10 protein-coding genes and 1 pseudogene are annotated in these 15,203 nt (G+C 53.0%); 5 read left to right on the forward strand and 6 right to left on the reverse strand.

Features of this window, described 5'->3' with window-relative positions:
- Nucleotides 1-68: 68 nt before the first annotated feature.
- Together N7E73_RS16585 and N7E73_RS16590 are read left to right on the forward strand one after the other, a co-directional pair.
- The gene (locus tag N7E73_RS16585) at nt 69-1,013 is read left to right on the forward strand and encodes a Tim44 domain-containing protein (protein ID WP_432736035.1); all 945 of its coding nucleotides are present in this window, start codon (nt 69-71) and stop codon (nt 1,011-1,013) included.
- A 162-nt stretch (nt 1,014-1,175) separates the two neighbouring features.
- Nucleotides 1,176-1,478, forward strand: coding sequence for an Hpt domain-containing protein (locus N7E73_RS16590; RefSeq protein ID WP_432736036.1), 303 nt, complete (start codon nt 1,176-1,178; stop codon nt 1,476-1,478).
- 7 nt (nt 1,479-1,485) lie between these two features.
- On the opposite strand, the gene N7E73_RS16595 is transcribed toward N7E73_RS16590, so the two are convergent.
- Nucleotides 1,486-2,634, reverse strand: coding sequence for an HD-GYP domain-containing protein (locus N7E73_RS16595; RefSeq protein ID WP_432736037.1), 1,149 nt, complete (start codon nt 2,632-2,634; stop codon nt 1,486-1,488).
- A gap of 442 nt (nt 2,635-3,076) precedes the next feature.
- On the opposite strand from N7E73_RS16595, the pseudogene N7E73_RS16600 reads away from it, so the two are divergent.
- The 3 genes and pseudogenes from N7E73_RS16600 to N7E73_RS16610 form a co-directional block, all read left to right on the forward strand.
- A pseudogene (locus N7E73_RS16600) lies at nt 3,077-3,277 on the forward strand (MerR family transcriptional regulator); the annotation flags it as partial.
- Between the two features lie 66 nt (nt 3,278-3,343).
- Nucleotides 3,344-4,015, forward strand: coding sequence for a hypothetical protein (locus tag N7E73_RS16605; RefSeq protein ID WP_432738893.1), 672 nt, complete (start codon nt 3,344-3,346; stop codon nt 4,013-4,015).
- A gap of 98 nt (nt 4,016-4,113) precedes the next feature.
- Nucleotides 4,114-4,542: a hypothetical protein gene (locus tag N7E73_RS16610; RefSeq protein WP_432736038.1), complete on the forward strand. Its 429-nt coding sequence runs from the start codon at nt 4,114-4,116 to the stop codon at nt 4,540-4,542.
- A 38-nt stretch (nt 4,543-4,580) separates the two neighbouring features.
- Here N7E73_RS16610 and N7E73_RS16615 read toward each other — a convergent pair whose 3' ends face one another.
- From N7E73_RS16615 to N7E73_RS16635, 5 genes are all read right to left on the reverse strand, one after another.
- The gene (locus N7E73_RS16615; RefSeq protein WP_432736039.1) at nt 4,581-4,934 is read right to left on the reverse strand and encodes a PqqD family protein; all 354 of its coding nucleotides are present in this window, start codon (nt 4,932-4,934) and stop codon (nt 4,581-4,583) included.
- Between the two features lie 40 nt (nt 4,935-4,974).
- On the reverse strand, nt 4,975-5,871 hold the full coding sequence (locus N7E73_RS16620) for a hypothetical protein (protein WP_432736040.1): 897 nt from the start codon (nt 5,869-5,871) through the stop codon (nt 4,975-4,977).
- Between the two features lie 230 nt (nt 5,872-6,101).
- The gene (locus N7E73_RS16625) at nt 6,102-8,063 is read right to left on the reverse strand and encodes a peptide transporter (protein WP_432736041.1); all 1,962 of its coding nucleotides are present in this window, start codon (nt 8,061-8,063) and stop codon (nt 6,102-6,104) included.
- A 289-nt stretch (nt 8,064-8,352) separates the two neighbouring features.
- A complete protein-coding gene (locus tag N7E73_RS16630) occupies nt 8,353-10,326 on the reverse strand; it encodes a DUF6785 family protein (protein ID WP_432736042.1) in 1,974 nt (657 codons plus the stop codon).
- 16 nt (nt 10,327-10,342) lie between these two features.
- Nucleotides 10,343-15,199, reverse strand: a complete 4,857-nt coding sequence (locus N7E73_RS16635) for an FtsX-like permease family protein (protein ID WP_432736043.1) — start codon at nt 15,197-15,199, stop codon at nt 10,343-10,345.
- Nucleotides 15,200-15,203 lie beyond the last annotated feature (4 nt).

Here is a 15,203-nt window from a genome sequence, read left to right on the forward strand (position 1 = left end):
CCGTTATTACGTATTGAAGTGCGGTATCCTATCGCACTTTTTTTACTTTAACGAATATGAGGTCTTAGATGAAACTACTCGGGTATTTGGTTCTTCCGTTGACTCTGGTCTGTCTTCTTGCCTTCTCGGCAGGGGATGCGGACGCAAAAAGACTGGGTGGCGGTAAATCATTCGGCAGCAAGCCATCTTACTCCAATACTTACAAGCAGCCCACAAGTTCTCCGACAATGACACAGAAGCAGTCCACCGGCACTGCCGGTACCCAGCAGGGCGGGTTTGCCCGGACCGGCATGGGTATATTCGGCGGTCTGCTTGCCGGTACATTCCTCGGCTCCATGCTGGGGGGATTCGGGGGCATGGGCGGCGGATTTTTCAATCTGCTGATTATCGGTCTGCTGGTCTATCTTGGATTTAAGTTTTTCAAATCGCGCAGTCGCAATTCGGACAACGTGTACCAGCAGGGCAACTATCAGCGCGGCCCAACCCAGTCTTCCGGGAACGGCGTGAACAATTCCAATGCAGATCCCTACGCACGCCGTGAGGATGCTGCTAAAAATGCCTGGGAACATCTGTCTTCCAAGCCTTCCGGAAATGCCGGGGCAGGCTCCGTTGCCGATGCAGGGCCTACCATAAGCAGACCAGCCGGTTTCGACGAGGAAGAATTCCTTGAAGGGGCAAAGGCTGTATACAACAGGCTCCAGAAGTCATGGGATAATAGGGATATGAATGACATTGCCCAGTTTGCGACTTCCGACGTGGTTGACGAAATCCGCAGACAGGCACAGGAAGATCCCGGTCCTTCCCTGACTGAGGTCATGATGGTTAACGCAAGGCTTCTGGAAGTAAAGGAAGACGGCGGAAAGACCATGGCTACCGTCTATTACGATGTGCTGCTTCGCGAAGATTCTTCACAGAGCCAGCCGTCCCAGGTTCGAGAGGTCTGGCATTTCATCAAGGAATCCGGAGGTAATGCCATGTGGAAGCTTGATGGAATCCAGCAGCTTGAGAATTAGGCTTTTTTAAACAGTAGCTTGAATTGAATGCAGGCACCGTCCCGAAAGGGGCGGTGCTTTTTTTGTCCCTACCTGTCGGTAAACGGAACGGAATCTGTTGTCTGTTTTGGCTAAAGAGGTTAAATTCATTGCGAAATATTTATAAAAATATGCGGGGAGAATATGGCTGATATAATAATTGAAAAAATAGAACGCGACCTGGAGGGGCTGGTTTCTGCGTTCATGGAAAATACCCTTGAGGAAATTGCCGTGCTGGAGAAGGCTATGGCTGAAGCTGATCTGCAGACAGCCTATCGAATGGGGCACAATATCAAAGGTTCGGCCCTGAATTACGGTTTCCTGCATCTGGCCGAGATCGGGCGGGCCATAGAGATAGCAGCCGGAGCCGGAGAGCTCAGGCAGGTACAGCAGCTTCTTGATCAGTTGCGCAACTATGTCCGTTGCGTGGAGATTGTCTTTAAGTGACGCGTCCCTACCAGAGGAAGCGTTCCAATTCGAGCCGGAACGTCTTCGGATGTATGCATTCTACAATTTCAAGCCCGGTGTACGGGGACTTGTCGTGCTGTTTGGAGAGGTCTACATATTCAGGAGTGATAGCCTTGAATCGGCTGTTGAAGACAATTTTCACCCTGGGCAGAAGCGGGGCCTGCGGAGTGTTTTCCACAACAACGGCGTACCTTCCGTCTGAAAGTTTTACAAAGCATCCCGCCGGGTAAATTCCGACGCACTTGATGAAGTTCTCGATATATCGCGGATGGAAGGATGAATTGGTCATGCTGTAGAGATGCTTGATGGCCATGTTGGGAGTCAGGGCTTCCCGGTAGGGCCGATCAGCGGTCATGGCATCGTAGGCATCGCAAATGGAGATGATGCGTGCGTATTTCGAGATTGAGTTTCCGGAAAGGCCGTTGGGGTATCCGGAACCATCGTATTTCTCGTGGTGTTCGGATACGGCCCTGACAATATTTTCCGGAATCCCGTTCTGCAGGGTGAGGTAGCTCTGGCCGCTCAGGGGGTGCTGCTTGATCTCATCGAATTCAGAGGCGCTCAGTTTGCCGTTCTTGGAGAAAATTTCCTGTTTGAGCCACACCTGACCTATGTTCATGAGCATTGCCGAGATGGAGAGTTCCTTAACGAACTCGCGGGAAAGGCCCATGTATCTGCCCAGAATGGCGCTCAGGATAGCGGTGTTTAGGCTGTGGGTGAAAAGGTAGCGATCACTGCGGGCCAGAACAGTCAGGCTGGCCGATGCGCTGCTGTTGCGCTCTATGGAGTCGAGCATGGGGTCCACGTCTTTCTGGTACTCAGATATTTCGAGCGGACCTCTTCTGCTGATTGTTTCATACATTTTCTGGATGCAGCCCAGAGCGCTGTTGTAGGCTTCGCGCGCAAAGAGAATTTCCTCGGAATACGAGGTCTGGGGGAAGCAGTTTCTGGGGGCTGCACACTTGGATGAATCAATCAGAACTTCGGTTATGTTCAGTTTGAGGATTGCTGTAATATCTTCTTTGGATGAAATGAAATTGTTGGAAAGATCCGGTGGAAGGCTTCCCATTCCGGTTGCGGAACAGACAACGAACATCCCGTTCTGAAGATTGGTGGTCTTGATTTTTTCTAGCATCTATCTCGTTTTCCGAAGCAGTCTGATTGATCGTTAAGCCGGTTAAAGCTATGTGTTTCTCATTATCGGATACACAAACAGCTGTCTCTAGGGCAAGAGAAAAAGTGCGTGTGCCGCGCTACGCGGCTGTGGGAGGTAACTCCGTCACTTTTACGCACTCTAATGTTTCTTGTTGCGACTCAATTCGCATATTTTATAACTTTTCGATTCTATTTTTATTTACCCTCCGTCTAGGTTCATCCCTTCTGATTAATAAATAATCATCCGCCTTTGTTTGTCCATGTCGTGAAAAGAATTTGCTGCATGTTTTGCAGTGTTCCCGTGTGGTTGTTGTTCAGTTGAACAAAATCATAGTGATGTTGAACAGTATTTAGTTGAATCCTTTGTTCCTGTAGTGTATATATTGATCAGTTGTTTAATGATTAACAAGTGTGCAGGTGATATGTCCGGTCAGTATATCAGTCTCAGAGAGGTAGGCAGGCGGTTGGGTATTCCTCCGTCATCGGTTGTCTACTATAGAGATAAGTACTCTAAATTTTTACCTTCTATTGGCGGAGAAGGACGTCGGCAGCGGTATTCCGTTGAGGTTTTGGAAGTATTCAGGAGGATACGCGAAATGTATGGTATGAATTGGTCAACTGAACAAATTGAAAATGAATTAACTTTGAAATTCGGTTTATTAATCGACTCAATTAAAAATGATCAACAATTGATCAACGAAGCTGGGCTGGAGCCGTCAGGTGACATGCAGACAGTCATCTGCGGGCTTTCCTCCGTGCTTGGCAAAGTGTCTGACTTGTTGTCAAACCAGGCACTTTTCCAGGTGGAAATCCGTGATCTTCGTGAAGAATTGGCGAACCTGCGCAGTGAAAAACGCAAGCTGGCTGCGGACACCAATGAGCGTATCCTCGATATGGCCATGGAGATAGGGCGGCTCAAACGTGATCGTGAGGAACTGTTCAGGCTGCTCAATCGAGGCGAGGGCAGTTCACAGGATGAGTCCTCCTTTCCTTCCGTGGACTATCTTGAACGTCCGCTTGTTATCATGAATTCTGAAGGGGAGTATCTTGGCGTGGCCGGGAAAAGCCGCAAGCATTTTTCGCTTGAGGACTTTGTCAAACTGCTCGAGAACAGTGTTAATTCTCATCGCAGTGTTGATCTCAGATGGCAGCATCGGGACGGTTGCTGGGTGCTGGTTATTTCCGCAAGCGAAGGTGACGAGTCCATGAAAAAGGAAATAGTTCTTGTCACTGAGGAAAATGTTACACCCAGCCGCAATACTGTGGTTCGCATTGTAAGCATGAATATTAACGACAAGTCGGTGCCTGATGCTTTGTTATTCAGTCTTTTCAAACAGATACGCGAAAGTTTTGACCGCTAGGATTGCTCTACGTAAAATCTAGAAAAAGTCTTGATGAAACTGCATAATGCGGTTATTAAGGCTATTGTATCAGTAGTGGAGTAGCCTAGGAGGACCATATGCCGCAGGTTGCAGCCAGAATCACGCATGACCACGAGCAGTGGCTCAAAAATTATTTCAAGACAAAGAGTGCCGGGGCCGAATTTATTCTACCCTGGGCTGTGGATATGTTTTTCAAATCCATGCGTGCTGTTGCGGAGGAATTGAACGTTCAGGAACTTAAAACCGTTCTTGAAGCGTATCGCGGGGTGAAGATCCTGCCCAACCAGTGCAAGGGAGCTTATCTTTACCTGCGTATTGAGGAAGCTTGCGAGATTGAAAACGTGCACGTAACACACGGAGTCAGCCGGGCGAATCTTGAGGCCAAGCTCAAACGTCTTTCAGACGTTCATTCTACCGCGCTGATGATCTGGGCTTCGGCTTACTGGGTAAGTAAAGTCTGGAACGGTGTGAGCCTTGAGGAGTACATTAAGCTTACCTGCAGTTGAGCTGGCCGGCTGCAGGATGCCTGTGCTGCCTAACTTCTTTATCTGTTTTTATCGTCCCCGGAACTGAAGGCGATCAACCCTCTTTTTCCGAGATCCTTCAGGAATGATGCTGTTGCCACTTCCGCTTCCCGGGGGAGTACATTGTATTTTTCCGCAAAGCTTGCCGCAATTTTCTTAACACTGTTGCGGCCGTCTATCATATCCCAGACCAGTGTTCCCATTTCATCCAGCTCAAGTCTTTTCATGGGCGGTGTGCCTTCTTTCCACATGCCGAACCGCTTGGCAACATCAGCAAAAAGCGGTTTCAGCCGCAGAGGATAGGCAAGGAGCACAAGCCCATTTTCCGAACGCGTTTCTTCGACATCCAGATTTTTCAACGGTTTGCAGGCCATGGCTTCGCCCCTTGTCATTTCAGGGGCGATTTTTTTCTTTTTACTGAATAATGTCATAGTTTGTGAAAATTGACTTGGCCCTGTCTTCTGCAAGTTCCTGTCTGGAGCAGACCATTACTGCAAGAATGCGGTTGCTCTCGTGAGTGTAGCGGACTTCAATCTGCGCGAAAGGGCGTTTCTTCGGATTCAGTCTGGCCATGGCCAGAGAGGTCCTTGAAGGCTTGTTTTTCTGTCCGAACATGCAGGTTGCGCCGGATTTGTGCTCCAGCTCTGCACGGGAGAGTCCCAGTCTGGAAATATCTTCCTTGAAGAATTCCCTTGAAAACTCGCCAAGTGTAGTGCTTTTCAGGATTATGTCAGCAGGGCTGAATCTGTAGAATGAGACGGTTTCATTGCCATCGGCAAGGGTCAGGATGAATCTGCCCGGTTTGAATTCGAATGAATCCAGCTTCATTTCAACCGGCATGTTCGCCTGCATGTCGTAGATACGCCAGGGTTTTTCCGTTCCGCTGTTGTGAAACTTGAGGGTTTCGAAAAGCATTACCGCTCCCTCATCGGTACAGTCGTCACACTTGTTGATGAACTGGACGAGCATAACCTGTGAGGCCTCTTTGCAATAGAACATGACTCCGCGTCCGGAGGTAAGATCCGACTGCCAGTAGAATCCGGTTGCATCGTATTTATCCAGCGGTTTTTTCCATGAGCCGGGCAGTACTGTGGATTCAATCTTGATTCCGGATGCGGCTTCTATTTTCTTTGCAAGTTGGCGGAAGTAGGTCTTTTCCTTGTAGGTGTTGCCTGCATCGTACCAGCGGATTTCAATGCAGGGCTGCTCCCCGTTGTCGAGCTGCAGGAATTTTTTATCAATTCCGCTTACTTCAAAGACGGACGGGATATCAAAGCTGATTCCGTCCCAGGCAATTCTTTTACGATCCATTATATAAGTTCCCCGATGGAAGCGGCCGCTGTGCAGGCGGACCGTGATACGATTTATTTTCCTGCCCCCTAGTTCTCAACTTGAAATCAGCAGTGATAACCTGTTTTCTAGGATTGGGGGCATGCTTTGGCGAAACATCCGGGTCAAGGCTATCGCCATATATAAAAAGAACCTGCATGAGTTTACCAGCTCATGCAGGTTTGTCAAAACATCATAAGATTAAAGTGACGTCAATAGGCCATTTTTCCCAATGACTTGAGAATGAGTGTGCAGCCCATGGCAAACATTCCGGTCAGACCCATGCCGCAGGAGAAACCTGCCAGCAGTACAGGTGCGTACTGCCGCCACATGGCACCGTATTTTTTCTGGAAAAAGTAGCGGCCGATGAGCGCCCCGGTGACTTCAAGGATGAAGCCGTGCGGCGTACTCTGGCCCAGCCCTCTGACTACCCCATAGACCAGCAGGACCGGCAGGCCCATGGCGTTCAGAATGGCGTAGAGCACAAGTCCCAGGCTGATACCGCCCATTACCACAGGTCCGCTCAGGGCCTGGAAGAACAGGGAGTTGCCTTCAAGCGTGGAGGTCTGCATCAGCAGGGTGTTCAGTGCCTGCAGGTGCCAGAGTTCCTGCGCGTAGGGATAGTTGGAGGACGGAATCGGAGCAAGCTGCCAGATGAACTGCGAGAACAGCAGACTGGCTATCATGACCACCGGGAAAACCACCAGCTCGGCCTTGATGATGCCGCGGATGGATGTTCCGGTAAGCTCGATTTCGCGGAAGTGAACCGTAGCTTCACCATAGTTGTGGATCGGGATCGGTGCGTACCAGATTTCTATGCCCTGATAGCCGAAGAATTTTGCCCCGGCGATGAAGCTGGCCTCACGCACCAGCGGCAGGCTGACGAACTGTCCGGCTATACCTTCCATACGTGCGGTGATGTAGGAGATCACCGGGGTGTAGATGAATCCGTACAGCAGGAAGAATATCCACGGGAAGTTCGGTACGAGGAAGAGGCTCAGGCCCACGTAGGCAAGTGTCGAGAACACGTAGATGGCGATGGACACCCAGAAGTTGATGTCCCCGCGTCCTGCCGGGGGCTCGAAAAGTTTGCTCCACGATTCGCGGGTCTTGGCGTGTTCGCCACGGAACGACTTGGCAACGTACCATATGCCGATGATACCGATTGCAAGACCCAGCCCGATGGAAAAGCTCATATAAAAGTCGAAGTTGTTCGCAAAAACAGTCTCGACGGTTTCCATGCCCGGATGCCAGCGGTGCAGTATGCCGTGCTCGTACAGTACCGGGTTGGCTGCGAAAGTGATGATGATACCGATCAGCCCGCCGATGACCGCCCAGAAGGGCAGTACCATGCCGATGAAGAACAGGCCGAGGTCGAACTGGATACCGGTTGCCACAGCGGGAAGTATTTTTTCCGTATAGGGCGTGAGCTCAATCCACGGGATGGGGATGAGTCTGATAGGTTCGGTGAACAGCAGGCCCGAAACAGCAGGCAGCAGCACGTAGACAGCACCGAAGGCCAGCCCGATGACCCCGCCCACGGAGAATACCCGCCATTTCCAGCTGGCTTGTTTTTCCTCGGTGGATTCTGCAAGGGCCATAGTACCCAGTGCACCGACCGGGGCCATGGGGAAGGGCAGCTTTTCCACATCGGATGTGATGCGGTAGAGCGCGTAACCAAGCCCGAAGTGGTCTATCCGCTGGACGATCTGCGCACCCACCAGCAACAATATGGGTATGAGCCAGTCGCGGTGGAAGAACGTGCGTTCCAGAAGCGATTCCGAACCGGGCTGCGGGGCTACCCATGCCGGTATGAACTCGGTAAGCCCGAGCATTCGCGCTGCATCCGACTGCACAAGGTATTGCTGCCACAACAGACCCGAAAAAGGCGAGGCCAGTGCGGCACCGGCCATGTAGTAGAGCAGGAAAATCTCCTGCTGCTTGAGTTCGGTGTACGACCTCTTGGCGATTTCGGCAAAAAGGATGATGGTAACCCAGCGTGCAGCCGGGCCGATTCCCTGACCGATGACCAACTGCAGGTACATACTTCCCGGCATCATCAGGAAACCGATGAAGATCGCACCGACAACCGTCTTCCAGTCAAAGCCCTCCTCAAATTTCGTCGGAGTCTTCAACAGGTCCCGATACTCTTGTAACTCTTTATCGTCGTACATACTTTTTTCCGTGGTGTGCCTCCGGCGGCCAGAGGGGAAAAACTTTTGCAAAAGTTTTTCCCCTCTGGACTCCCCTTTTCAAAACCTTTTAAAGGGGCTTCGCCGCCGGGGGCTGTATGTTTGTCATTTATTTAAAAAATTTTGATCCCGCATTTTTATTTAAAACAGGGGTGCTGATTTACTGGCTGAACCTTCCGCATACGATGGCGAAGCCTTGTTAAAAGTTTTTGAAGGGGAGTCCAGAGGTGAAACTTTTTTCAAAAAGTTTCATCTTTGGCCGCCGGAGGCATCAACCGGGCAGGACCTGATAGCTTTGTCCGGCGTACAGTCCGTAGAGCGCCCATGCTCCGCCCATGAGAAAATCACCCATGATGAGTCCGAAGAACAGGTAGCGGACCCGTTTGAACAGTCCAACGCCTCCGTAGCGAAGTGTAAGCTGGTTGCAGAGCCAGCCGAGGAAGAAGCTGAACCAGAGGATCTTCATGGCCGAGCTGTAGGCGGTCAGGTATCCGATTGGATGCAGCGGCCACCACGGCAGTCTGTTGTAGGCCACGACCAGCGCGAACATGATAACCGCACCGACAGTGGCGAAGGTTGAAACCCAGTGGCTGGCCTGTTCAGGTTCCTGAACAATGCGCACCACGTTGTCGTAGACGCTCATGGACGTTCTGGTTGCCCAGTCGAGCTGAAGTTCGCGTATGCCGTACTTGTAGCAGACCATGAGCATGGCCCCGAAAGATACGATTATGCCCAGCAGCAGGATTACGGTGATCCCGACCAGGAACATGCGTTTGTTGCGTACCCATTCGTTGATTTTGGAGCCGTGTACGAGAGACGGCATGAGTGATTCACGCAGGTCCACGAAGAGCACTTTCTGGCAGATTGCGGCAACGGCGATGCCTGCCGCTCCGAAGAATTTGGTCCCGAGCAGGGTTGTTACCCCGTCGAGGGGGGCGGCAGTCAGGGTGAAATAGGCTATACCGCCCTGACATATGGCCTTGGAGGCGACAAGTGTGAAGATGAAGAAGGCGATGAGCACAACCATTGCCACAAGCATGGGGATACCGAAATAGACGCACCATGCAGTGAGCAGCCCGCCGGAAATGATCAGTCCCCAGAAGGAGAAACGCAGGGACATCCATTCGGCCTGTCCCTGAGTGGATTCGGCACCGAAGGCTTCACGGATGACCTGCAGCAGATGCTGGCGGGCCAGCCAGACGATGAATACGAAAAAGACCAGATACGCGCCGATCATCTGTGTTTCTTCAGGTCTTGTCAGGGTCGGACCGAAGGTTACGCCGAGCGCCGAGGCCGGGATGTTCAGGCCGGCAACACTCAGGATACCGTAGAAAAGTCCGCCCAGCAGGAAGAAGACCCAGAAGCTGAATGAAATCTGGCGTGATGCGAGGAAGGCGAATCCTACGAAAGCAGGGTAGAAGTAGATCTTGAGCTTGTAGAACCCGGAAAAGAGGCCTGTCTTCGCGAAATACTGGCCTGCAAGGACCAGGGTAGGAACTTCCGGCACCGAGGGGATGTAGAAGTGCAGCCCGTTCATCAGGTGCAGACAGACGCAGAATATTACGCCGATGAGGAAGAATTTGTTGCTCAGGAACGATCCGTAGAGCCCCTGATCAAGCGCTTCTTCCATGAATCTGGGCAGCTGCAGCAGGGGAAAGTTGAGTCGCTCGTTTTCCACCCACTGGCGGCTGAATATGTTGGTCAGGCATAGCATCATGAAATAGCAGAGCAGGATAAAGGCTCCCCACCACATGAACGGCGTGATCCATGAGGACCACGGGATGGAGGTGAAGACCTCGAAGTTGTCCATGAACGGTCCGCCCTTGATTCCGTTGTACAGCTCCTCCACGACTTTGTGGTCGGCGGGGTGCAGGGCCTCGGGAATGAGCGGCTGCAGCACTTCCTTCCATTTGTTGCCGATGGTGGCGAAATGGAATGGCGCGGTCAGGTTTATGAAGAAGGTTCGGGCCAGACCGGTGTAGGATATGCCGGAGACGATCACGGTCAGTATCCACATGGTCATCAGGTCCATGCCGGTCATGAGCGGCCTTGAGCGCAGCACCTTGTGATGCAGGGCCGAAATGGCGGTCAGCCAGGCCAGTATGAAGAACGGCGCCAGCGGGAAATGTCCGCCCGCCAGCGGTGTGGCGTTCAGGTATGCGTTGTTGAAGGGCGTGAAGGCGCAGATGAGCAGGCCGAAGAATATGCCCAGCAGGATCGCCCTTTTACGTATTTTACCATGCATATGAAGAATCCCTTATTTACAGGTCCGCAAGAGTTTTCTTGGTGTTCAGTCCGGTAAAGCCGAAGGCCATCATTTCCGGGATCTTATCGCGGAAGGACTTCTGTTTTTCCGGTTCAAGGGAGCGCCAGATGAGGAACTGCTTCCTGATGGCGTTGATGAAATCCTTGTTCAGCCTTTTCCACGCACCGATTTCCCCGGACTCGCGGGTGATGAGCAGGACTGCTTCAAGGAATTGCGGGTGAACCTTTGCAGGCCTGAAACGCAGTTCCACCTGTTGCTTTACCCCGAAGTCGAAGGGGGCAAGCCAGACCCGCACGTTGAAGCGGAAGCAGGTGATGTGGTCCGGGCAGCCATCAAGCAGGTCGCAGGTGGACTTGGGCAGTTGTTCCTGACTGAAGTTGACCTCGATTTCCGAGGTGGAGAACAGTCCATGCGAAACATCGGTATGCGCTTCAAGATATTCGAGCATGAAACCGCCCGCATCCTTTTGTTCCTCATGCTTGAGCAGGAAGGGCAGGGTGGCCTCGATGGTGTTCGTGTCGGTATCCGGCATTTTCCATGAGCGGTTTACGTCGGGAATGGCGATGTTTGCCGCTACTCTGGAGGGATAGATTACCGAGATCAGGGTGACTGCGATAACCAGAACCATTGCCGCAACCCCGGCCATGGAGGAATAGTTTGCGGTCATGCCTGCCCAGAGCGGCGTTCCGGCCAGAAGCCCCGAAGCGGTCTGGGCGATAAGGTAGCCCACGACAACGCTGATGACCGCAAAGGCAATGGCTTCGGCGATGAACAGGAAGGAGACGTGGGTCGGTGCCATACCTATGGAGGTGTAGACCGCAATTTCCTTTTTGCGCTCGTAAACGCTGGTGATCATGGTGTTGAGCACGATCAGCGCGGATATGATCAGCGGGATGATGATGTTGGGCACACCGGAGTAGTTCATGCTGTCCGATGCCTGACAGATGTAGGTCCCGCTTTGGTCGCAGCTGAAGATGGGCAGACCGTAGCGGTCCACGAGCCTGTTGACCGTCTCCTGCGGGAATTCGCCTTTAACCGGTCCGATGGCCACGGCCTTGAGCTGTCCGCCCATGGCCATGATGGTCTCATAGGGGATAATGGCGGTAACTTCACCGGGAATATGGGTATAACGGCCCTGGAAGGTGTCGATGTCTTCACCGGCTTCGATGGCTTCGGCTTCAACCTCGGTAAGTTCCTGCGCCGCGGAGGACGGGAAGATTACCGGGGTCATGGGTTCGCCGTCGAGATCGGTGTGCTCGTTGAATTTCCTGCCGTCGAATATGCCCCTGAGCACGAAACCGGCTCCCCATACATTGACGGTGTCACCGGCCTTGGCTCCGAGACGCGCTGCCATTTCGCTTGAAAGCAGAATCTGGTTTTCAGCTCCGGGAGCAAGCCAGCTGCCTTCAACAAGAATCCTGTCGATGCCGCTGACTTCCGGTTCACGATGACTCAGGCCCACAAGGCCTTTGACCTCTTCCTGCCTGTCGCCGAAGCTTACCGGGGTCACGGCCGGAGTGGTCATGTCCTTGAGTTCCATCCAGCCGCGCGGGACAACTATGCCGCTCTCGTCAAAGTCGTTGGAGACTATGCCCAGAGTTTCGCGGGGCAGGTCGGTCCAGCCTATGTTTTTCATGAACAGACCGTAGTAGGGCTTGCTGTCGCTGTAGAGCACGTAGGTGTGTTCGCGCAGGGACTTTACCGCGGTAAAGCTCATGATGGTGAAGGTCAGGATGGTCAGGGTCAGGCAGGTCAGGAAGGTCCTGATCTTCCTGCGGCGCAGGTTGCTTACCCCGATGACGAAGGCGGATGTGAAGGCCTTCCATTTGCTTATCTCGGAGGTCTGGGTCCGGTGCGCCCGCTGCTGCAGCAGGATCATTTCTTTTTCAAACCTGAAGAAAATGATCAGCGAAACCATGACCGAGAGGCCGAGAATGAAGAAGGCCAGAATAACGACCATGGGACTGTAAGTCAGCTCGAATGCTGGATGCACGGAATAAATGACCGTGATAACTGCCGCGAGAATCGCCAGGAAGCCGATGATCCGCTTGTGAATGTCGGCAAAGGAGAAGATCACCCGCTCCATGCAGTAGGCGAAGGGGATGAACAGGGCGATGTAGAAGAGTACGCCCACCAGTACGTCCTTCTGGGTCTGGTCCACGTCCAGATAGACGCGTGAGGCCAGCGCCCAGGCTGTGCGCGACTCCTTCATGAAATCGTCGTAGCGGCGTTCCTTGTATGCTTTTCCGGCTTCTGCCAGTGCTGTGGAGCCCATTTTCTCGAGATCCCTGATACGCTGGTTTACTATGCCGTGTTCCTCAAGGTTGCTGATGCGCGGTCCCAACAGGTTCCACATGTCGGTTGCCGCACGGTGGTTGGTGGCCGGGATGATGGGCCATTCCTCAAGATTGTATCCGTTTCCGGCCGGGTCGCTCGCTTTGGAATGGATGAGGATCATCTTGCGGTTGAGCAGAGTGTCGGACAGGGTCATCTTGAGTGGAACGTCCGGCTCAAGGAATATACTGGCTATGGTGGAGGAACGGGTATCGATGCGGCTGAACCAGTAGTGCATGGGCTGGGCGTCGCGCGCACCGTCGAGAACCTCGATTTTGGTCATGTAGCGGAAGGTGCGCGGGGTCAGCAGGTCGAACAGGGTGGTCTGGCGGCAGCCGAACATGACAAGCTTGGTTTCCATGTCCAGCCTGTGCATTTTGACCCTGTAGGCGTTCTTGCCGGTCTGTTTCTTGTCGATGGCCCAGACTATGCGTCCGTCTTTGTTGTATCTGTAGCCTTCAATGATGAGTTTGTTCTGCACCAGTTTCTTGGAGGCCAGACCGCTGAACTGGAAATCTCCTTCGGAGTCGGCAAGGGCATAGAATCTGGTCTGGCCCTGAAAGCCCATGAAGATGGTTCCCGGTGCGGGCTGATCGGCAAAGAGTTCTCCCTGCCTGATGAAGCGGGCCTTGCCGCTGAGTAAGGCAAAGCCTTTGCGCGGTTTCTTGGTGGTAAGTTCTCCCGCGGTCCCGGCTATTTTGCGGATTAGACCTTCGATGAGCTGGCCCTGCTTTTCAATGGAATCCCAGTTCATGTTTTCAACGGTGTCGTACGGTGTACCCCACAAGGCGCGCCCGTCGTTGACCGTGGCGAAGGTGAATCCCAGTTCCCCGGCCATGGTTGCTATTTCACTGCTGAACTGCGGTTTGTCGAGCAGCCATGTCTGCCACGGACGGCTCTGGTCCGGGCGCAGGGTGTCGCGGTACATCCCTTCTGTTCCGGTTTCCTTTTCAGTTTCCGGTACGGCATCTCCGAGGATGTTGTTTATCTGTGAAAATGTGCGTGAAAGGTTGATGCTGGGACGCAGTTCATAGAACCAGCCCTGCCCGAAGGCTCCCACTCCCTCGCCGTGGCTGGAAAGATAGAGGGAGATAAAACATACCGGTTCCTTGGAACGCACTACCGTGCGCAGTTCGCGGGCACTGCGAACCGCTTCAAGCTGCTGCTTGATGTCGTGCCTTACGGTATCCACCTTTTCCCGGACTTTTGGGAAAAGGTCCTTTACAGCGGCAAGTTCCTCAGACGGCAGGTCCGAATAGTCGGTTTTCCATGAAATGCGGCGCAGGAGCTTGCGGCGGTTATCAAGTGCGGCAATGGCATCCTTGTCGGCATCTTCCTGAAGCCTCTGGTGCATCAGCTCCTTGCTGATGATGTCCACTTCGTCCTTGATCTGGTTTTTCAGCGCGGTGTAGAGCAGCTCGTAGAGCTCCGGATTCTGTGCAGCCACTTCCGTTGCCAGAGGATTGTCCTGTTCCAGACCGTCCAGAATCAGTGCCGCGTTGTCCTTTTTCTTGCGCAGTTCGGCCTTGAGCACCTTCAGGTTTTTGCTCTTGCCGGAAACGGCTTCAATAAATTCGCGCATGCCGCGCAGGGACTGACCGTGTCCTGACGTTGCAAGCAGGAGCACGGAGCGTTTGGGCGGGTTTTCGGCCAGCTTTTTTCCCATCTCGATGAGCGAGGCCACGGACAGGGCTTCGTCCGCTCCGGGTGTGCCGCCCATAAGATATGTAGAGCAGTCGTAAAATGCTTCGATTATGACCAGCTGTTCGGCAAGTTCGGGATCGCTTCCCTCGATTATGCAGTAGACGTTTTCAGCTTCAATCCGCTCCCAACCGCTCTTGGAATGCAGGAAACCGGAATCGTCGAGCAGTTTCTTTCTGCTGTCGCTGATCAGGCCTAGGCTGGAGCGTGCTTCTGAACCGCTGATGTAATAGCGCGGGAAATCAAGCGGAGAAAGCTCAAGCTTTTCTTCGAAAAATCCTTTGCGGGTCGGCCCGTTATCCACATAGATGAGTGCCGAAGCCCCGAGACTGGCTGCGTTGAGCCAGTTTTTTCCGGAATCCATGTCCATGAGCACGATGGCGTTGTGTACCGGCAGGCCGTTGAAATCGTCAAGGCGGCCCTTGCCCACGTAAATGACCGGGCCGTGCAGCCCTTTTACCGGAGTTGCGGGAGGGGTGATGGCATTGAATCTGGCCGGGCGTACATTTGCCTTTTTGCCGCTTCCAAGGGTGAAAGTAACATCTCCGCCGACTATGGCCGGTGTCAGGAAGAGGTGTTTACCGGTCTTGAATCTGCCGAGTTCCTTGAACTTCTTCTCAATGTACTCTGCGGCCTTGTCTGCCCCTTTGGAGCCCATGGTACGGCCGCCGAAGGATGACAGGTCGGTAATGGTCTGCCGGATGGTCTCCGGCGAGGCCGAAGCCTTGCCGGGAGCGATCAGCGTCAGAACCGCAAGCAGAGCCAGCAGGACTGCAAACGGTCGTAAATATCTGTTTGTTTCGGATGGCATTGACATCAGT

It is taken from the genome of Maridesulfovibrio sp. FT414 (assembly GCF_050916235.1).
GTDB lineage: Bacteria > Desulfobacterota > Desulfovibrionia > Desulfovibrionales > Desulfovibrionaceae > Maridesulfovibrio.

What these genes read in the sequence shown, in the direction of transcription:
- N7E73_RS16585 (WP_432736035.1), top strand. Translation starts at nt 69, where the DNA reads ATGAAACTACTCGGGTATTTGGTTCTTCCGTTGACTCTGGTCTGTCTT.
- N7E73_RS16590 (WP_432736036.1), top strand. Translation starts at nt 1,176, where the DNA reads ATGGCTGATATAATAATTGAAAAAATAGAACGCGACCTGGAGGGGCTG.
- N7E73_RS16595 (WP_432736037.1), bottom strand. Translation starts at nt 2,634, where the DNA reads ATGCTAGAAAAAATCAAGACCACCAATCTTCAGAACGGGATGTTCGTT.
- N7E73_RS16610 (WP_432736038.1), top strand. Translation starts at nt 4,114, where the DNA reads ATGCCGCAGGTTGCAGCCAGAATCACGCATGACCACGAGCAGTGGCTC.
- N7E73_RS16615 (WP_432736039.1), bottom strand. Translation starts at nt 4,934, where the DNA reads ATGGCCTGCAAACCGTTGAAAAATCTGGATGTCGAAGAAACGCGTTCG.
- N7E73_RS16620 (WP_432736040.1), bottom strand. Translation starts at nt 5,871, where the DNA reads ATGGATCGTAAAAGAATTGCCTGGGACGGAATCAGCTTTGATATCCCG.
- N7E73_RS16625 (WP_432736041.1), bottom strand. Translation starts at nt 8,063, where the DNA reads ATGTACGACGATAAAGAGTTACAAGAGTATCGGGACCTGTTGAAGACT.
- N7E73_RS16630 (WP_432736042.1), bottom strand. Translation starts at nt 10,326, where the DNA reads ATGCATGGTAAAATACGTAAAAGGGCGATCCTGCTGGGCATATTCTTC.
- N7E73_RS16635 (WP_432736043.1), bottom strand. Translation starts at nt 15,199, where the DNA reads ATGTCAATGCCATCCGAAACAAACAGATATTTACGACCGTTTGCAGTC.